Annotated in this window: 12 protein-coding genes; 7 read left to right on the top strand and 5 right to left on the bottom strand. The window is 57.7% G+C overall.

The genetic code is table 11. The features are described 5' to 3' along the window. Positions 1-2: 2 nt before the first annotated feature. The 5 genes from RCH93_RS05070 (at position 3) to RCH93_RS05050 (ending at position 6,590) form a co-directional block, all read left to right on the top strand. Positions 3-1,499 carry a monovalent cation/H+ antiporter subunit D family protein gene (locus RCH93_RS05070; protein WP_306547239.1) on the top strand — a complete coding sequence of 499 codons (1,497 nt, stop codon included), beginning with the start codon at positions 3-5 and terminating at the stop codon, positions 1,497-1,499. Beyond that, complete coding sequence (locus RCH93_RS05065; RefSeq protein ID WP_306547238.1) at positions 1,496-1,774, top strand: hypothetical protein; 279 nt, start codon at positions 1,496-1,498, stop codon at positions 1,772-1,774. The genes RCH93_RS05070 and RCH93_RS05065 overlap by 4 nt, the downstream gene beginning before the upstream one ends. Beyond that, positions 1,771-3,561 (top strand): Na(+)/H(+) antiporter subunit D, encoded by a 1,791-nt coding sequence (locus RCH93_RS05060; RefSeq protein WP_306547237.1) that lies wholly within the window; start codon positions 1,771-1,773, stop codon positions 3,559-3,561. Before RCH93_RS05065 ends, RCH93_RS05060 begins: the two co-directional genes overlap by 4 nt. Before the next feature lie 12 nt (positions 3,562-3,573). Then, positions 3,574-5,091, top strand: coding sequence for an NADH-quinone oxidoreductase subunit M (locus RCH93_RS05055; RefSeq protein WP_306547236.1), 1,518 nt, complete (start codon positions 3,574-3,576; stop codon positions 5,089-5,091). An 89-nt stretch (positions 5,092-5,180) separates the two neighbouring features. Next, complete coding sequence (locus RCH93_RS05050; protein WP_306547235.1) at positions 5,181-6,590, top strand: NADH-quinone oxidoreductase subunit N; 1,410 nt, start codon at positions 5,181-5,183, stop codon at positions 6,588-6,590. A gap of 75 nt (positions 6,591-6,665) precedes the next feature. Here RCH93_RS05050 and glyA read toward each other — a convergent pair whose 3' ends face one another. After that, the gene (gene glyA, locus RCH93_RS05045; protein ID WP_306547234.1) at positions 6,666-7,916 is read right to left on the bottom strand and encodes a serine hydroxymethyltransferase; all 1,251 of its coding nucleotides are present in this window, start codon (positions 7,914-7,916) and stop codon (positions 6,666-6,668) included. A gap of 590 nt (positions 7,917-8,506) precedes the next feature. Here glyA and RCH93_RS05040 point away from each other — a divergent pair. Continuing rightward, positions 8,507-8,947 carry a gamma-glutamylcyclotransferase family protein gene (locus tag RCH93_RS05040; protein ID WP_306547233.1) on the top strand — a complete coding sequence of 147 codons (441 nt, stop codon included), beginning with the start codon at positions 8,507-8,509 and terminating at the stop codon, positions 8,945-8,947. A gap of 257 nt (positions 8,948-9,204) precedes the next feature. On the opposite strand, the gene yhbY is transcribed toward RCH93_RS05040, so the two are convergent. The 4 genes from yhbY to RCH93_RS05020 form a co-directional block, all read right to left on the bottom strand. Continuing rightward, a complete protein-coding gene (gene yhbY, locus RCH93_RS05035; RefSeq protein ID WP_306547232.1) occupies positions 9,205-9,534 on the bottom strand; it encodes a ribosome assembly RNA-binding protein YhbY in 330 nt (109 codons plus the stop codon). A gap of 48 nt (positions 9,535-9,582) precedes the next feature. Beyond that, entirely contained in the window at positions 9,583-10,779 is a 1,197-nt protein-coding gene (locus tag RCH93_RS05030) for a TraB/GumN family protein (RefSeq protein WP_306547231.1), read from the bottom strand. Positions 10,780-10,905: 126 nt separating this feature from the next. Next, entirely contained in the window at positions 10,906-12,345 is a 1,440-nt protein-coding gene (locus RCH93_RS05025) for an SDR family oxidoreductase (RefSeq protein ID WP_306547230.1), read from the bottom strand. A gap of 120 nt (positions 12,346-12,465) precedes the next feature. Next, entirely contained in the window at positions 12,466-14,265 is a 1,800-nt protein-coding gene (locus RCH93_RS05020; protein WP_306547229.1) for a LysM peptidoglycan-binding domain-containing protein, read from the bottom strand. 712 nt (positions 14,266-14,977) lie between these two features. On the opposite strand from RCH93_RS05020, the gene RCH93_RS05015 reads away from it, so the two are divergent. Then, positions 14,978-18,060 (top strand): transglycosylase domain-containing protein (locus RCH93_RS05015; protein WP_306547271.1); only part of this gene is annotated, 3,083 nt, incomplete at its 3' end.

The raw sequence follows: 18,060 nt of genomic DNA, 5'->3' as shown, positions 1-18,060 counted from the left end.
CCATGGACGCCCTTTCCACAACCGCACACGTCGTCGAGAATTCCAACCTGCTGTTGGCGGTGCTCATTCCGCTCTTTGGCAGCTTGGTGGTCATGACCCTGAAGAACCATCCGAATCTGCGCGAGTTTGTTTCCTCCAGCGCTTCGGTGCTGCTGTTTCTCATGGTTCTGTCCTTTATCCCGGCCCTGAAAGCCGGCAAAACCCTGGTGTATCCGCTCTTTCATCTGCTGCCGGGGCTCTCCATCACCCTGCGCGCCGACGGTTTTTCCATGATCTTTGCCATGGTCGCCTCGTCGCTGTGGATGATCGCCGTCTTCTATTCCATGGGCTACATGCGCGCCCACGACGAACCCTGCCAGACCCGGTTCAACGCCTGTTTTGCCCTAGCCATTTTTGGGGCCATTGGCGTGGCCTTTTCCGACAATCTGCTGACGCTGTATCTTTTTTACGAGATTGTCTCGGTCTGCACCTATCCGCTGGTTGCCCACCATCAGGATGAGGAATCCTACGAGGGGGCGCGGAAGTACATTATTTACCTGACCACCACCGCCAAGTTCTTTCTCTTGCCGGCGCTGATCTTGATTTATGTCCTGTCCGGCACCCTGGACTTTCCGCACAACATCGCCACCGGCATCATCCCGGCCACCTCGACCGACTGGGTGGTGACCATGCTCTATATTTTCTGCATCTTTGGTTTTGCCAAGAACGGCGTCATGCCGTTCCATCACTGGCTGCCCGGCGCCATGGTTGCCCCGACTCCGGTCTCGGCCCTGTTGCATGCGGTGGCGGTGGTCAAGGTGGGCGTGTTCTGCACCACCCGCACCATGCTCTACGTGTTTGGCGTGGACACCATGGACCGGCTCAACTTGGGCATCCCCACCGCCTATTTTGTCGGCTTCACCATCCTGGTGGCCTCGATGATCGCCCTGTCCAAGGACAACCTCAAAGCACGCTTGGCCTATTCCACGGTGAGCCAATTGTCCTACATCATCCTGGGCGTGGCGCTGCTGACCCCGCACGCTATTGAGGGCGGCCTGATTCATATCGTCAATCACGCCTTCTCCAAGATCACCCTGTTCTTCTGCGCCGGCGCCATCTACATCGCCTCCCATAAGAAATACATCTCCGAAATGAGCGGACTCGGACGCACCATGCCCTTTACCTTCGGCGCCTTTGCGGTGGCCTCGCTGTCCATGATCGGCGCGCCGCCGGTGGCCGGGTTTGTCTCCAAATGGTATCTGCTGGTCGGATCGATGGAAGCGCACCAAGTCGGCATCCTTCTGATTCTCATTGCCTCGACGGTGCTCAACGTCGGCTATTTCGCCCCGGTGACCTACAAGGCCTTTTTCGGCAAGCGACCCGTGGGCGAGGTCGAGACCGGCATCAAGGAGGCGCCGCTCAGCATGCTCATACCGCTGCTGATCGCCGTCACCGTTTCGGTGATCATCGGCATTTATCCCAACTTCATGATGCAATTTGTCAGGATGGTGACAGGATGACCGCTTTGATTGAATATGTGCAGACCCATCCGCGAACCGTGGGGACGCTCTGTTGCGTCCTGCTGGCGGGGATTGCCGGCGGCTCCCTGCTGGTGGACACCCACCACGCCCACACCTGGGCGGAGCAGCATGTGCCGGCCTTCTGGTCGCTGTTCGGGTTCGCCGCCGCCGCCGTCATCATTGGCGCGGCCCGATGGTTTGGCCGGTCCGGCATTCAAGCGCCGACCGATTTTTACGAACGCTCCAACGCAACATCCTGCGAGGAAGAAGCATGACCTCCAGTTTTATTCATCCGTCTCTCTTCTTGATAGCGGGCGCGCTGCTTTTGCCCTTTATTCGGGGACCGCTGCGCAAACCCTATCTTTTTCTGGCGCCCATGCTGGCCTTGGGCGCGGTGGTTTTGAACGCAGCCCATTCCGGCGTCTTTGGCGTCGTCAACTTCCTCGACTGGCAGTTGGTGCTTGGCCGGGTGGACAAACTCTCCACGGTTTTCGCCCTGATCATGGGCTTGATGGCGGTGATCGGCACCCTGTACGGCCTGCATGTTGACCGGGCCGGCGAGCACATGGCCGCCTGGTTCTACGCCGCCGGTTCCCTTGGCGCCATCTACAGCGGCGATTATCTGAGCCTCTTCCTCTTCTGGGAGATGATGGCCTTTGGCTCGGTGTTTCTGATCTGGTTCCGGCGCGGACCAATGTCGCTGCGGGTCGGCTACCGTTACCTGCTGATCCACACCATCGGCGGCATTATTCTCCTGGCCGGCATCCTGTTGCGCTACCAGGCAGTGGGCAACATCACCTTTGATCTGATGGACGTCGCCCATCCCGAACTGTACACCTGGCTGATCATGATCGGCTTTGGCCTCAACGCCGCCATGGTTCCGCTCCACTCCTGGCTGCCCGAAGCCTATTCCGAGGCCTCCTTTAACGGCGCGGTGTTCCTCTGCGCCTTTACCACCAAGACCGCGGTCTACACCCTGGCCCGAGCGTGCGCTGGAATGGACGTGCTGGTGGTGCTCGGCGTGATAATGGCCCTGTACGGGGTTATCTACGCGGTGATGGAAAACGACGTCCGCAAACTGCTGGCTTGGTCGATTGTCTCCCAGGTGGGGTACATGGTGGCCGGCATCGGCATCGGCACCGACATGGCGATCAACGGCGCCGTGGCCCACGCGGTTGTGCATATCCTCTACAAGAGTCTGCTGTTCATGGGGACCGGCTCGGTGCTCTACATGACCGGCAAGACCAAGTTCACTGAGCTGGGCGGCTTGTATGCCAAAATGCCGGCCACGTTTTTCTTCACCATGATAGGGTGCCTGTCGATTTCCGCCGCCCCCTGTTTTGCCGCCTACGCCAGCAAGTCGATGATTATAACCGCCGGCTTTGAGCAGCATCTCAACTGGGCCTCCTGGCTGCTGATGTTCGGCGCCACCGGCACCTTCATGTATAACGGCTTGAAGCTGCCCTATTTTCTCTTCTTCGGCAAAAACAACTGCAGCCCGGAAACCTGGACCAAGGCCGGAGACCCCAGTTGGAACATGCTGATCGCCATGACCCTGGGCGCCACCCTCTGCATCCTGGTGGGCACGGCCCCTGGCTTTCTCTACGCCATGCTGCCCTATGCGGTGGACTACACCCCGCACACCACCTACCACCTGATGGAAACCTTGCAGCTGCTGGGTTTTGCGGCGCTCGCCTTTGTTCTGCTCAAGAAATACGTTGAGCCGGTCGACCGCATCTGTCTCGACCTTGACTGGCTGTATCGCAAGGCCGGTTGCGGTTTCCTTTGGCTGATCAAACATCCCCTGCAATGGTGCGACACCGCCTGGGGCGAGGCCTATCGCGTGGTTGGCCTCTCCTCGTTGATGACCCTGAGCCGTTTCTGGAGTTGGTTTGATTGGCACGCCATTGACGGCGTGGTCGACGGCATTGCCCGTTCCGTCCGGGCGCTTGGCGACAAGGTGCGCGTTCTGCAGTCCGGTCAGATCCAGATCACTCTGTATTACGCCTTTTCGCTGACAGCCGTCCTGCTTGTCGCCTTCATCTTTTTTCAGCTGCTCTAAGGGGAACGAGGAATGGATCTGTTACTTATCAAAGAGGGATTTCCCCTGCTCAGCTTTCTCATCTTCCTGCCCCTGGCCGGGGCGGTGGTGTTGCTCTTTTTTCACGGCGAAGGTTTTGCACGGTTGTGGGCGCTGTTGATCACCTCGTTGACCGCGGTGTGTTCGATTCCGCTGCTCACCGGTTTTGATCCGACCAGCGCCAAATATCAGTTTGCCGAGGCCTACAGCTGGATTCCCCGGTTTCACATTAATTACATCGTCGGCATGGACGGCATCTCGATTCTCCTGGTGCTGTTGACCACCTTCATCATGCCGTTTTGCGTGCTTGCTTCCTGGAACTACATCCAAAAGCGGGTGACCCCCTTTATGTTCTGCCTTCTGATCATGGAGACCTCCATGGTCGGCGTCTTTGTCGCCCTGGATTTTGTCCTGTTTTACATCTTTTGGGAGTTCATGCTCATCCCCATGTATCTCCTGATCGCGATCTGGGGCGGACCGCGGAAGGTCTACGCGTCGATCAAGTTCTTCCTGTACACCCTGGCCGGTTCGGTGCTGCTGTTGGTGGCGATCATTGCCCTGTATCTCAAATCCGGCAGTTTTTTCATCCCGGAGATGATGTGGCAGCCGTATTCGCTCACCTTCCAGGTTCTGGTCTTTCTTGCCTTTTTTCTGGCCTTTGCCATTAAGGTGCCGATGTTTCCGTTCCACACCTGGTTGCCGGCCGCCCATGTCGAGGCCCCGACCGCTGGTTCGGTCATTCTGGCTTCGGTGCTGTTGAAGATGGGCACCTACGGCCTGCTGCGCTTTTGCCTGCCGATCACCCCAGACGCCACCATGCTGCTCGCCCAGCCGATCCTCTGGCTGTCGATCGCCGGCATCATCTACGGCGGCTTCACCGCCCTTGCCCAGCAGGACATGAAAAAGCTGATCGCCTATTCCTCGGTGGGGCACATGGGCTTTGTCACCCTGGGCATTTTTGTGCTCAACACCCGTGGGGTTGAAGGCGCTATTTTGCAGATGATCAACCACGGCGTCACCACCGGCGCGTTGTTTCTCTGTGTGGGCATGATCTACGAACGAACTCACAGTCGCGAATTGGCCATGGCCACCGGCGTGGGCAAGTACATGCCGTGGTTTGTCACCTTTCTGGCCGTTTTCTCGCTCTCTTCCTTTGGCTTTCCGGGAACCAACTCCTTTATCGGCGAATTTCTGGTGCTGGCCGGAGCCTTTGAGCACAACACCATTCTGGCGCTGGCCGCCATCCCCGGAGCGGTTCTGGCTGCCGCCTACATGCTGCGGATGCTGCAGAAGATCGTCTGGGGCGGGACCAACAACCCGGACCAGTCCTATTTGACCGATCTCGGCGTCCGGGAAATTGTGGTGCTCGCTCCGTTTCTGCTCTTTGTTTTCTGGATCGGTCTTGGGCCGCAACCCTTTGTCGACCTGATCCACGGCTCGGTGAGCCACCTGCTGGAGCAATTCAACAACTGGCAGCAACATCAACAGGTTGCAGTTGCACTCTGGCGTTGAACCCATGCATTTCAACCCTCTAGTCCCCGCCAACACCCTGATCGCCTACGGCGAACGGTGTTGAGGAAACACGAAGAAAGGCACTCTATATGGTTATCCTTCCCGAACTTGTGCTGCTGGCCGGCGCGCTTGCACTCTTCATGGTCAGCCTTGGCAAGACGCCTGCGGCGGCCAAATCGGTTGCCGTTGTTTTTGGCCTCGCCGCCTTTGCCGCCACCCTCCTGTCCTTCCAGGCGCAGGGTAGTCTGTTTTACGGCGTCTATGCGGTCGATCAATATTCCCAGATGTTCAAGGTGATGATCGGATTTTCCCTCGCCCTGCTGATCATTTCTGGGCAAAATCTGAAGGGAATCAGCGCCGAAGTCCGCCCTGAATACTACCTGTTTCTCTTCCTCAGCGTCCTCGGTCTGATGATGCTGGTGAGTTCGGTGGAACTGCTGGCCATTTTTATATCCCTGGAACTGTCCTCCTTTGCTCTCTATCTGCTGGTGCCGATGCGCGACGACCGCACCGGCATTCGGGTGCAGATGGAGGCCGGAATGAAGTACATCCTCTTCGGCGTCATGGCCACCGGATTCATGCTCTACGGCATGAGTTATCTCTTTGGCTTGACCGGCTCCACCTATCTCAAGGACATCCTGGCCTTTGTCGCCAAAGTCGACCTGCAGCCCGCCGTGGCCGTGGCCCTGCTCATGGTGCTGGCCGGATTCTTCTATAAACTGGCTGTCTTTCCCCTGCATTTCTGGGTGCCGGACATCTATCAGGGGGCCTCCAACGAGACCACCGGGTTCATCGCCACCATCCCAAAATTCGGCGCCGTTGCCCTCCTGATCCGTTTTCTTGCCGTGCCGTCCGGTCAGTCGCCAGTCGTGATTGAACTCCTGGCGGTGTTGGCCTTGTGTTCGATGTTTTACGGCAATCTCAGCGCCTTGGTGCAAAAAGACATCAAGCGGATGCTTGGTTTTTCAGGCATTGCCCATGCCGGTTTTGTTGTGCTGGGGCTGTTGTCGCTGAACAGCGAAGGGTATGGCGTGGCCGTCTATTACATCGCCGGTTACGTGCTGATGAATCTGGCCTGCTTTTTAGTGATCAGCAACGTCTCGCAGCAGGGCGAGAATCTGTGCATTGAGGATTTCAACGGCCTGTACAAACGACAGCCGGCCTTGGCCTTCATCCTGGCGGTCGGGCTTTTTGGTTTGGCCGGCATCCCGCCCTTTGTTGGATTTATGGCCAAGTTCATGGTGCTAACCACCGCCCTGCGCGGCGACCATCTGCTGGTGGTCTGCCTTGCCGCGATCAACACCGCCATCGCCATCTACTATTATCTCTCAGTGGTCAAGGCGGCTTACACCGCCGATCCGGGCGACCGGCCCGCCGTTGCAGTGCAACCAGTGATCCAATTGGCGGGTTTTGCGCTGGTGATCGCCATTACCCTGTTGGGAGCCTTGCCGGGAAAATTTGTCGACTTTGCTAGCACGGTCGTGCAGACCTTGCCGTGAATAGGTGGGCATCGATAAAAAAAGGGGACGCTTAAAGCGTCCCCTTTTTTGTATGCAGTACGGCTGAAGCACTGATTACATCAGATGCTCGAGGCCTGGAGCCGGAAAATCAGCGCAGAGTTTTTGCACCGCAGCTGCGATCTCGCTCTGGAGCGTGGTGTTGGTTGGATCGGCGACAACAGCGTCGATCCACTGGCCAATTTGCACCATCTGCGCCTCCTGGAATCCGCGCGAGGTGACCGCAGCCGAACCCAGGCGAATGCCGCTGGGATCAAAGGGCTTGCGGACGTCATAGGGCACGGCGTTGTAGTTGAGGACAATGCCGGCCGCATCCAGGGCCTTGGCTGCAATCTTGCCGGTCACGCCTTTGTTGGTCAGATCGATCAGCATGAGGTGATTGTCGGTGCCGCCGGTGACCAGGTTAAAACCCTTGGCAATTAACGTCGCCGCCAAGGCTTGGGCGTTCTTGACGATCTGGGCCGCATACTGCTTGAAGGCCGGGGTCGAGGCCTCTTTGAGGGCCACGGCGATGGCGGCGGTGGTGTTGTTGTGCGGGCCGCCCTGCAACCCCGGAAAGACCGCCTTGTCGATGGCGGCGGCGTGTTCCTGTTTGCAGAGGATCATGGCCCCGCGGGGTCCGCGCAGCGACTTGTGGGTGGTGGTGGTGACCACGTCGGCGTAGGGAATGGGCGAGGGATGCGCGCCGCCCGCGACCAATCCGGCGAAGTGGGCCATGTCCACCAGCAGAAGAGCGCCGCAGGCATCGGCGATCTCCCGGAATTTGGGGAAGTCGAGCACCCGTGAATAGGCGGAGTGACCGGCGATCAGAATTTTGGGTTTGCAGGCCAGGGCCTTTTCGCGGATGGCGTCGTAATTGAGGCGGCCGGTCTCCTGGTCGAGAGCATAGGATTCGGCGTTAAAATACTTGCCGGAGATGGACACCTTGGCCCCGTGGGTCAAATGACCGCCATGGGGCAGGGCCATGCCGAGGATGGTGTCCCCGGGGCTGATGAAGGCCAGGTATACGGCCAGATTGGCTGGCGAACCCGAGTAGGGCTGCACATTGACGTGCTCGGCGCCGAACAGGTCTTTGGCTCGTTGGATGGCCAGGGCCTCGACCTGATCGATGTACTGTTGGCCTTCATAGTAGCGTTTTCCGGGGTAGCCTTCGGAATATTTGTTGGTCAGGACCGATCCGGTAGCCTCCATAACCGCGCCGGACACGTAATTTTCCGAAGCGATGAGGCGGATCTTATCTTTTTGGCGGACTTCTTCCTGTTTGATCAGGTTAAAGATTTCCGGGTCTTGTTGTTGCAGACTGTTCATATTGACTCCTTCGGTTTCTGGAAGCGCCGGCAGGACGAGCATCCTGCCACTCTGGCCGGATTTTGATGTGTGGGGTGTCAGCGCAGGGAACGGAGGCGGTTGCAAACGCACGAGAGCTCCTGTAAATGACAACCTTTGTGAAAAATAATCATCATAATCAACCTGTCGGCTGTTGAACAGCAGAAAATTATCGGTCGTCGCCAGCGTCCTGGCAGGCGGCGGCGAGTTGGTTTGCATCCTTGCAAAAGGGCTGAGAATTTCTTGAGCGCATGCTTCTGCGCTTGGAAAAACGGCGCTGGTGAGGTATTTTAATTGTTCGTTCAGGTGGCCCTGGGGGGCTTGACAATATTGGCGCAGTGCGATTTGCGCCAACCCTGAATGCGACCAGGCGAAGCATAGGTAGGGCGAACCGGCAGGGAGCTCGGTTCACAAACGGCGGCAAAGCATAGGCCATAGCTCAGACTGGGTTGCCGAAGATATTGATCGATGGGAGAAACAACGAAGGTGGTTGCACTGCCTTGACGCTCTACGGGGGAACGTCCAGGTTTTAAATACAGACAAAGACATCGAAAGACCAGGTAGGTAGGACAATGGAGAAGAGTGCGTTATTTTGTTATGGAACCTTGCAGTCGCCACTTGTGATGAAGGCCGTCACCGGCCAGGCCTATGCCGGCCAGGAAGCAACACTCAACAACTGGGCGCGGTTTCGCGTGCGCGGCTCAGAGTATCCTGGAATCATTCGCCTGGAGGATTCTTCCGTATCCGGTAAATTGTACTGGGGGCTGAACGAGCAGGCCATGGAAAAACTCGATGCCTTTGAGGGCGACAAATACGAACGGGTGATTGTCCAGGTGAGCATGATCGACGGCTCCTGTCAAGAAGCCTACGCCTACGCGATCAAAGAGGATTGCCGCAAGTTGTTGTCCAGCGACCCTTGGGATTTTGACCGATTTCTCCAAAACGGTCTGGAAAAATTCATCCACTGGTTTGTTGAAGATCGCCGCGATCTGTTTGACCGAGGCGATCTCTAACCTATTCAGGCACTCCATCCAGCTATCTCCTGAGGCCTCTGCCTCAGGAGATACGCATCGTTTCGTTTTTCCCGCGCTTAACCCATTTGCTTGCTCTTCACGCTGTCTGGCCTCGGCCACGCTCCTTGCCCAAAAAACCTCCAGAGAAAAGGGAATTCCAACCTTGGTCGATGCCCAGTGCTGGCGCGGCAAATGTTGCAATAATCAACAACCCCTGATGCTGAACCGTCTTCCTTTGCCGGCTCAAGGGTTTCCATTCAAACAGTGATCCGTTTGCCTGGGGGGAGGTCTGGGTTGGGCCGAAAGAGCAGGATCATGCGACCGATAACCTGCACCAAGGCCGCCCCGGTTAACTGCGCCAATTGATTGCCGGCCTCGTTTCGTTCCACCGGACAATTCTGTCCTAGTTTGATTTTCATCAGTTCATGGGCTTTGAACGCCGCTTCCATGGATTTGAGCAGGGCAGGGGAGAACCCCTCCTTGCCGACGTAGACCACGGGTTCCAGGTGATGGCCCAGGCCGCGGAGGGCTTTTTTTTGTCCATTGGTTAGCGTGACTGTCGATGCTGTTGTTTCTGTTTCGTTCATAAAGTTATTTGAGTTGTGGGGTGCGATGGCGGCGCAGCGGCCTGGCCATCAGTTGATCAGAGTGTTGAAAATACGATATCCGCCGATCCAGGTGCCGAGACTGGAGCCGAAGGTGGTGAGGAGAAAGACGAGAAAAATGCGAAGCAGCTTGTTGCGCCACCAACCCGTAAAGGCGCTGATGTCCTGACTTGCGGCTTCAAATTCCCGGACGATCGGCGGGCAAGTCATGACCTGCACAAAGGCGCAGACATACCCTGCGCCGATCAAAGGCGACAGGCTGGTCACCGGGGCGGCGGCAAAGGCTGAGACAATGGTCGCCGGGTGGGCAAGAGCTATCAAGGCGCCCAAGGCCGAGGGAATGCCGTGGGCCAGGATCCAATAGACCGCATTGGCAGCAAACTCGTCGGCGCCTTGGCGCAGGCCAATCAGCAGCAGCGAGAGCACGATCAGGGCGGGAATGGCCCACTCTAGGATTTTGCCGGTCTTGCCGATGGGCGGAATCGAGCCGATAGCCTCCAACTGATCGCTGTTGTCCTGCTCGATAACCCGCTTGATGCCCTCCATGTGCCCGGCGCCAACCACCGCAACCAGTCGCCGGCCCGCAGTTTGTTTGATTTTTTCCGCCATATAGACGTCCCGCTCGTCGATCAGCACCGCTTTGGTGTGGGGGAGTGCGGCTCCGAGTTCGTTGATCAGTTCGGAGAGCACGTCCTTGCGGCGCATTTCCGTCAGCCTCTCCTCGTCCAGTTCGGTGGTGTCGAAAAGCGAAGTCAGCAGGGTCGCCAGCAGGTAGCCCTTTTTGACAAGGGAGGTGGCGCGCCAGGCGCGACGGAGGGTGACGCGAACATCGCGGTCGCAGAGGGCCATTGGGATGCCGAGTTGTTCCGCGGTCTGGGCCGCGGTAAGCAATTCGGCGCCCGGCATAACGCCAAGCTGGCCCCCCAATTTTTTTTGATAGGCGGCCAGGATCAGGTTGACCATCAGGGTGGCCAATTGCTTGCTGCGCACAACTTGCTTGAGATCTAAATTTTCCCATTGGGCGCGTTTGGAAAGAGCTGCGTAGCGCTTGTCGTCCAGCTCAATGCAAACTGCGTCCGGGCATTCCTGCTCGATAATTTTTTTGACTAAATCGGTCGATTGCTGGGAAATATGGGCTGTCCCGACCAGGAGAATGGTCTTGTCGGCCAGAGTAATGACCGCGACGTCGTCGGGGTATTGCTGTTGCGGAAAAGAGGTCGTTGTCATCACAGAGGTTGGGGAAAAGGCTGCCAATAAAGAATACGCGGCGCAATGTACCCTACTTTGGCCGGAAGGGGGATGAATTCCTTGCCCCATCCCATCTGAACACAGGGGGCGATTATTAACTGTTCGTCAAGATGGAGGCATTGAACGGGCGCGATCCACAATTTTTTGGCACAGATTCGGGAAGATGAAGGCGTGAAACGGTAAAACCGCATACCAGTAGAGACGGCCCCAGAGTCCGTGGGGAATGAAGTGGGCCGTTTGCACCAAGGCGTCCTGCTGCAGATCAAATTCCAGCCAGGCTTTGCCGGGCAGTTTCATCTGGGCCTGGAGGAGCAAGCGCTTGTTGGGAACAAGGTCGGCAACCTTCCAGAAGTCCAGGGCGTCGCCCACCCGTAGGTCAGCCGCAGTGCGTCGACCTCGGTTCAGCCCATAACCGCCGACGGCTTTGTCCAGCCAACCGCGCAACTGCCAGAGAAAGGTGTAGGAAAACCAGCCGTTTTCGCCGCCGAGACTGATGATTGAGGCGAAAACCTGCTCAGCCTTGGCTCCGGCGAAGGGCACGGTTTGCACATCGCGAAAGATCGATTGGCCGGGACTTGGTTGTTCGCTGACGTCGCACGTCGCGCCTGGGCTGGAATCGCACCAGCGACTGATCACCAAATCCTGCTCCATTTCGCGGATTGCCTGGCCGACGGCCTGTAGAAACGACATGGGCTGAATCTCCGGGAAAAAGCGTTGGGCATGGTCGTTTTGCACCAGGGTTTCCGATTTAAGTCCTTCAACCAACGCCGCCCCAATTTTGTAAGGCACCGGGGTGAGCAGGGTCAGCCAATACGAGCTGAGGCGTGGGCTCAACAGGGGGACCGGGAAAATCCAGCGCCGCAAGCCCATGACTTGAGCGGTTTGGGTCAGCATGTCCAGAAAACTCATGGCAGGCGCGCCGATGTCCACCACCAGATTCTCCGCTGGATCAAGGCAAAGGGCCGCAGTGAGATAGGCGACCACATCGTCGACGCCGATGGGCTGGGTCAACGTGTTGACCCATCGGGGCGTGATCATCACCGGCAACTTTTCCACCAGATGGCGCACCATTTCAAAACTGGCGCCGCCTGAGCCAATGATCACGCCGGCGCGGAACCAGAGGGTGCGGATGCGGTCAGGGCGGCTGGCGAGAATTTCGCCTGTCTCTCTGCGGCTGGCCAAATGGGCCGATGACGAGTCCACAAGGCCGAGCCCGCCAAGGTAAATGATTTTTTGCACCCCTTGTTCCAGGCAGGCGGCGAGGAAATTTTCAGCGCTGTCTCGGTCGAGTCGGCTGAAATCAGGCCCTTTGCCCATGGAGTGGATGAGATACACGGCGGTGTCCACGCCTTCGAGGGCCTGTTGCAAAGCTTGTTTGTTGAAGGTGTCGCCCTCAATGACGGTTGCGTGTTGACGGGTCTTGGCGGTGAGTTTTCGGGCGCTGCGTACAAGCAACCGCAACGAAACATTCTCGCGTTCACGAAGCGTTTTTTCCAGACGGCGGCCAATGTACCCGGTGGCTCCGGTGAGCAGAACGGTGGTCATAGGGCGATACTCCTCTCTGTAAAGGTGAAACAACAATAGAGACGACTATCGGGTTAGGCAAGAAGGCAGAAAGGGAAAGCGTTCTGAAATGCTGGCGGGCGTGAGGCCCGCCAGAAAACATCAGCCTTTTTTGACGAGCAGTTTGCTGCCGGTTTGCAGCGTGTTGCCGCTGAGTTTGTTCAAGGCGCGCAGATCTTGGGCCGAGGTCTGGAATCTTTGGGCAATAGTGGCGAGGGTGTCGCCGTTTTTGATCACATACCAAGTCGGAGGATTCGAGGTTTTGGCAACAACCACAGGGGCTGCAGGCTGTTTGGCTGCAGGGGTTGTTTTCGAGGCTTTGGCGACCATCGCAGGGGGCGTGGACTGTTTGGCTGCAGGCGCCGTCTTCGGCGACGGCACGATTGCTGGTTGCTTGACGTTTTCCGTCTTGGCGACGCTCCGTTTTTGCGAAGCTCCAAGGGTGGGAATTTGCGCCGCTGATTTCTCAGCAGGTGTTGCGACCGATTTTGCAACGGCGGCCACGACTTGTGGTTCCGGACGATTAGGTTGGATGGATAGGAGCTGCCCTTTCTTCACCTTGTCAAGGCTGGCAATTTTGTTCCACTTCAAGATGTCCTTAACCGAAACCTGATACTGCTTGGCCAATGCCGCCACGGTTTCACCGGATTTGATCCGGTGCGTCACTATCTGGGGAGTGCTCTTTTCCGCTTTCTCCGCCTTGAGGGTTTTCTCCGATTTCGCACCCTTGTTAGCCGCGAGTTCTTCGGGCTGCTCGCCCTCTTTCAAAAGAACATATTTGGTGGAGGTGGTGGGAATTTGGAGCCGCAGGCCTTTTTTCAGCTGCGCGGTCCGCAAGTTGTTGGCTTTCAGCAACGTGGTTTTGTTGATGTTGTACAGGCCGCAGATGGTGGTCAACGTCTCGCCCTTCTTGACGGTGTGCGTGGCGTATACGGTTCGGGTCACAGGGCGCAATTTGTCCAGATTGGCGGCGATCAAATCCTTTGCGCCGATAGGGACGCGGAGGGTGTACTCATGTTTTGGCGGGGTTTGGTTTTTGCGCAACTCGTTGTTAAACGATCGCAGTTGCTTGGCGGAGGTGTTGGCCGTGACGGCAACAGCTTCCAGATCAACGCCGCCTGGCACCTTGATGGTTTCGTACTGTCTCGGCTCATGATACTTGACGTCGGTGAAGCCGTATTTTTCAGGATTGCGGCCAATGATGATTGCGGCGATCAGTTTGGGCACATAGCGTTTGGTTTCCAGAAAGATGCCTTCTGAAGCGGCGATCTCCCAGAAATCTTTGGTGTTGTAGGTGGTGATGGCGTTGTCGATTCTGCCTTCGCCGGCGTTGTAGGCGGCCACAGCAAGATACCAGTCGTCAAATTGAGCGTGGAGGCGAGACAGATAGCGGATGGCGGCTTTGGTCGCTTTTTCGGGTTCGCGTCGCTCGTCAACCCAGGGGTCGACTTTGAGACCAAAATCGCGGCCCGTGCCTTCCAAAAACTGCCACAGTCCGCAGGCGTCGGCCGGAGAGTAGGCGGAGGGGTTATATCCAGATTCGATCATCGCCAGGAAAACGAGATCGCGGGGAAGCCCGGCCTTTTTCAGTTCCGCCTCGATAAAGGGGCGGTAGGCCGTTGACCGCGCCAACCACTGGGTGAAATAATTTCTCTGCTTGCCCTGAAACAGCTCCAGGTAGTAGAGCACCTGTTTGTTCAGAGCAATGGGGAAATCATACTTTGACGGGTCGATGCCGGCCTGTTCCAGGGAATATTTTTCATGGGAACTGAGGCCGTATTCCCAAGCCCCCGGGCGATTGAGCGCTTCCAATTCTTCCTGCGCCGTTTCCTCGGGTTCTGCCGAGGAAATTTCATCGTTGTCGGAATCAGAGGAAGAAGCCGCTGCGCCCGATTTGTGCAATGCTGATTTTTTAGAATGGGACGAGCAGGCTGAAAGTGAAATACAAAGAAGGCCGATACAACAGTAGGTAAGCAGAACGGGCAATATTTTCATATGTAGTAGTGGGGTTTGTGCAACCTTGTATTGCATTGAAATGATATTGTTTTATCTGCGATCAACAAAACGATGAACACAAAATGCGAAATCAATTACTTCTTTTAACATTAAAGAAAAATGGAAGACAAGCAAAACTGCTTGGCCCCCGTGGTTTTTCTCACCGAACCGATGAAGTTATCCTTGCATTCTTGTGAGAAAATGTACTTTTTCCGAATTTCCGGCCTCCGCTTTTAAGGTGCGCGTCAGGGGCTGCGGCCGAGTGGGCCCATGCGATCTCTGCGGATGCAACGGCTCGGATTGCTTTGACTTATCGGAACGATGCTCGTGCCCGACCCTGGAAATGGGGGGCAAGAGCGCATCACCGATGCATGAGGCAGGCGGATCGCTTTTCGCTCGTTGCGTTCGTTTTTGGCGACAGTAAAAAAAAACGCCTGCAGCTCGGATCGCTTACCGCAACCACAGGTTTTTGTTTCTGTCGAAACCAAGGTCTGGTATCTTTGCCGACCTGTAAAAGGCGCGGGTTGTGCCAAGCCGTCGCCCCTGACTCAGTCTGAATTTTTACGCGGACATCGCGTGATGCGCCTCCCCTTTGCGCCGCCAGGCGGTGCTGGTGACCATGTTGAAATTTTTTAAATACTGTTTTGTCTCCCTGCTGCTCTTTGCGTTGCTTGCCGGCGCCGTTGGAGCGGCCGGTCTCTATTATCTGATTGCCGTGGTTTCGGCGCCGGAAATTGAAGAGTCGCACATCAACGAAATCCTCGGGCGCGAGAGCCCGGTGTTGTACCGTGATGGACAGACCAAGCTGGGCGTGCTCTTTGAGGGCATCCACCGGCAGTACCTCAATTATAAAGACCTGCCGCCCCATTTCGTCAATGCCCTGATTGCCGCCGAGGACGACCAGTTCTTTACCCACTTCGGGGTTGACGTGCCCGGCATTGTCCGCGCCATGCTCGCCAATCTCCAGGCGGGCAGGATTGTTCAGGGCGGCAGCACCATCACCCAGCAGACCGCGAAAAACCTGTTCAAGCGGGAGTCCCGCAGTATGGAGGCCAAGGTCAAGGAACTGCTGTTTGCCCTGCGGCTGGAGCACAAGTACAGCAAGGAAAAAATCCTCGAATTTTACAGCAACCAGTTTTTCGTCAGCGGCAACGGACATGGCCTTGGGGTTGCGGCCCGCTATTTTTTCGACAAGGAGCCCAAGGATCTCAGCTTGCTGGAGTGCGCCTTTATTGCCGGCAGCGTCAAGCGGCCCAACTATTACAACCCCTTTCTCAAAAAGAATATGGCCAATGCCGACGAGGTGCGGCTGCGGGGCGAAGAGCGCGTCAACTACGTGCTCGGCAAGATGCGCAAAGCCGGGATGATCGGCGAGGACGAGTTTGCCAAGTTGAAGGCCGCCGACCTGACCTTCAAGCAAGGGAAAATGTCGTTTGCCCAGAACACGGCCATGGATCTGGTCAAGGAAGGGTTGGAGACCCCGTTTATTGCCGACACCTTGGAAGAAAACGGCATTTCCAACATTTCCACCTCAGGCGCCCACATCATCACCTCGCTTGACCGGGAGATGCAGGGCGCAACCGTGCAGGCCCTGCGCCGGCATCTTTCCCAGTTGGACGTGCGTCTGCGCGGCTACGCGCGCGCGCAGGTGCAGACCGAATACAAGGCGCTTGAATATCACGGCGACGAGGACTTTGTCCCCGGTAATTTTGTCTTTGGGGTGGTCGGCGAAATCAAGGAAACCAAGGAGCAGGGATTGGTGGCCCGGGTCATTTTTGACGACGGCCGGGCTACGGGCGTACTCGACAGTTCGGGGCTGGTGCGGCTGGCCGACGCCTACGCCAAACTCAGTCGCGGCGCCTCAACTTCCGGTCCGGCGGACCGCAAGGCCCTGTTCAAGCAGTTGCAGGCCGGCGACGCGATCTACGCCAGCATCCGCAGCGTCGACGAGTCCGGCGAACTGCAGCTTGATCTGGAAAAATTTCCCCAGGTGGAAGGCGCGGCCTTTGTGCTCCAGGAAGGCGCCATTCGGGCCATGAGCGGCGGCATGTCCAATCTCAATTACAACCGGGCCACCGCCGCCAAACGGCTGATGGGGTCGACCTTCAAGACCTTTGTTTTTGCCGCGGCGTTGCAGCTGGGCTGGAGCCCGATCGACATGCTCAGCAACTATCGGCAGACGTTTATGTATATGAATCGCCCCTATGCGCCGCAGCCGGATCACGACAGCCCCTTTGGCTCGGTGAGCCTGAGCTGGGCCGGCGTCACCTCGGAGAACGTGGCCGCGGTCTGGCTGTTGTATCATCTCACCGATCACCTGACCCTGCCGATGATTCGCGAGTTGGCGGTCCAGGTGGATATGGCCCCCAGGGTCGAGGACGGAACAACCGAAAGCTATCAGCAGTACAAAGAACGCATCCGCGATAAATACGGCATCATCATGTCGCGGGAATACCTTGAGCAGGCTTCCTTCAGCAGCGCAGTCCGAGCGTTGCAGCCCGATTTCGTGTTTGACAACCGCGCCGAGGAGTACCGCCAGCTGGAACGGCTGCGCTATGACGGATTCCTTGGCCTGCGCGCGCTCCTCCCCCGTCTGGTCGACTATCGGCGGGCGCCGCTGCCCGGGCCTGCGCCGTTGGACCCGGATGCCGCTTTTGACGACCCCGGGGTTACTGCGGCGCCGACCTCGACGGGCGGCCGCCTGGTTCGCGACACGCTGGGCCGGTATATTTTCACCTCTCGGCCCGAACTGCCCCCCAACTGGATGGAGCTGGGGGCGCAGGAATTGGCCGATCATCTGGCTGCGCTCGATCCCGTCTCATCCGAGGCCTTCTGGCGGGAGCAGGTGTTGTTGGACGGCGTCGTCTCGGCGGCGACTCTGCAGCAGGTGGATGATCAAATCCGCATCGAGCGCGACAAGGTGGGCAACGACAAGCTCTATTCCCTGGACGTGCTCGCCGAGGTCCGCGATTTCCGCATCATGCTCGGTCTGCAGTATATGGTGCGGCTTGCCAGGGAGTGCGGCGTTGCCAGCAATTTCGAGCCGGTGCTGTCGCTGCCGCTTGGGTCCAACGTGGTTTCCCTGTCGGAGATGACCCGCCTCTACGAGACCCTGGTCACCGGCTACCGCCACGAAGCCGCCGACGCGGCGACCCTGGCCCAGTCCGAGCTCGACGGCCACGTCGATCCGGACGGCGCCGCGATCATCGAGCGCATCGAGACCCCGGAAGGACGGGTGGTCTATTCCCGTCAGGCGCACAAGACGCGGGTGCTGGACGCCAAGAGTTCGGCCGCTGTAGCCAATATTCTGCAAAACGTCATTCCCTACGGCACCGGCAAGTACGCCCTGGAGCACGTCCGCTTGCGCAGCCAGGACCCTGCTCGGCAGAAAATTTTGGACAAGCTGCGCCAGCCCTATCCGCTCCTGGGTAAAACCGGCACCGCCAACGATTACCGCAACGCCGCCTTCCTGGGCTTTGTGCCCGTGCTGACGCCCGATCAATCCGGTCTCGGTTTCCAGGGCGGGTACACCGTGGGCGTGTATGCGGGATTTGACGACAACATGCCTATGGTAAAGGGTGGGTTCCGGGTCAGCGGTTCGCTGGGCGCGCTGCCGGCCTGGAGCGAAATCGCCCAGGGGCTTTTGGATGTGGAGAAGATTGCCGACCGGCTCGATGCGGTCGACCTGACCTTCAACGGTTT

This window comes from Desulfobulbus sp., from assembly GCF_030824455.1.
Lineage (GTDB): Bacteria > Desulfobacterota > Desulfobulbia > Desulfobulbales > Desulfobulbaceae > Desulfobulbus.
Note: the sequence above shows the minus strand (reverse complement) of the source record. Positions and strands in the feature narration are given on the sequence as shown.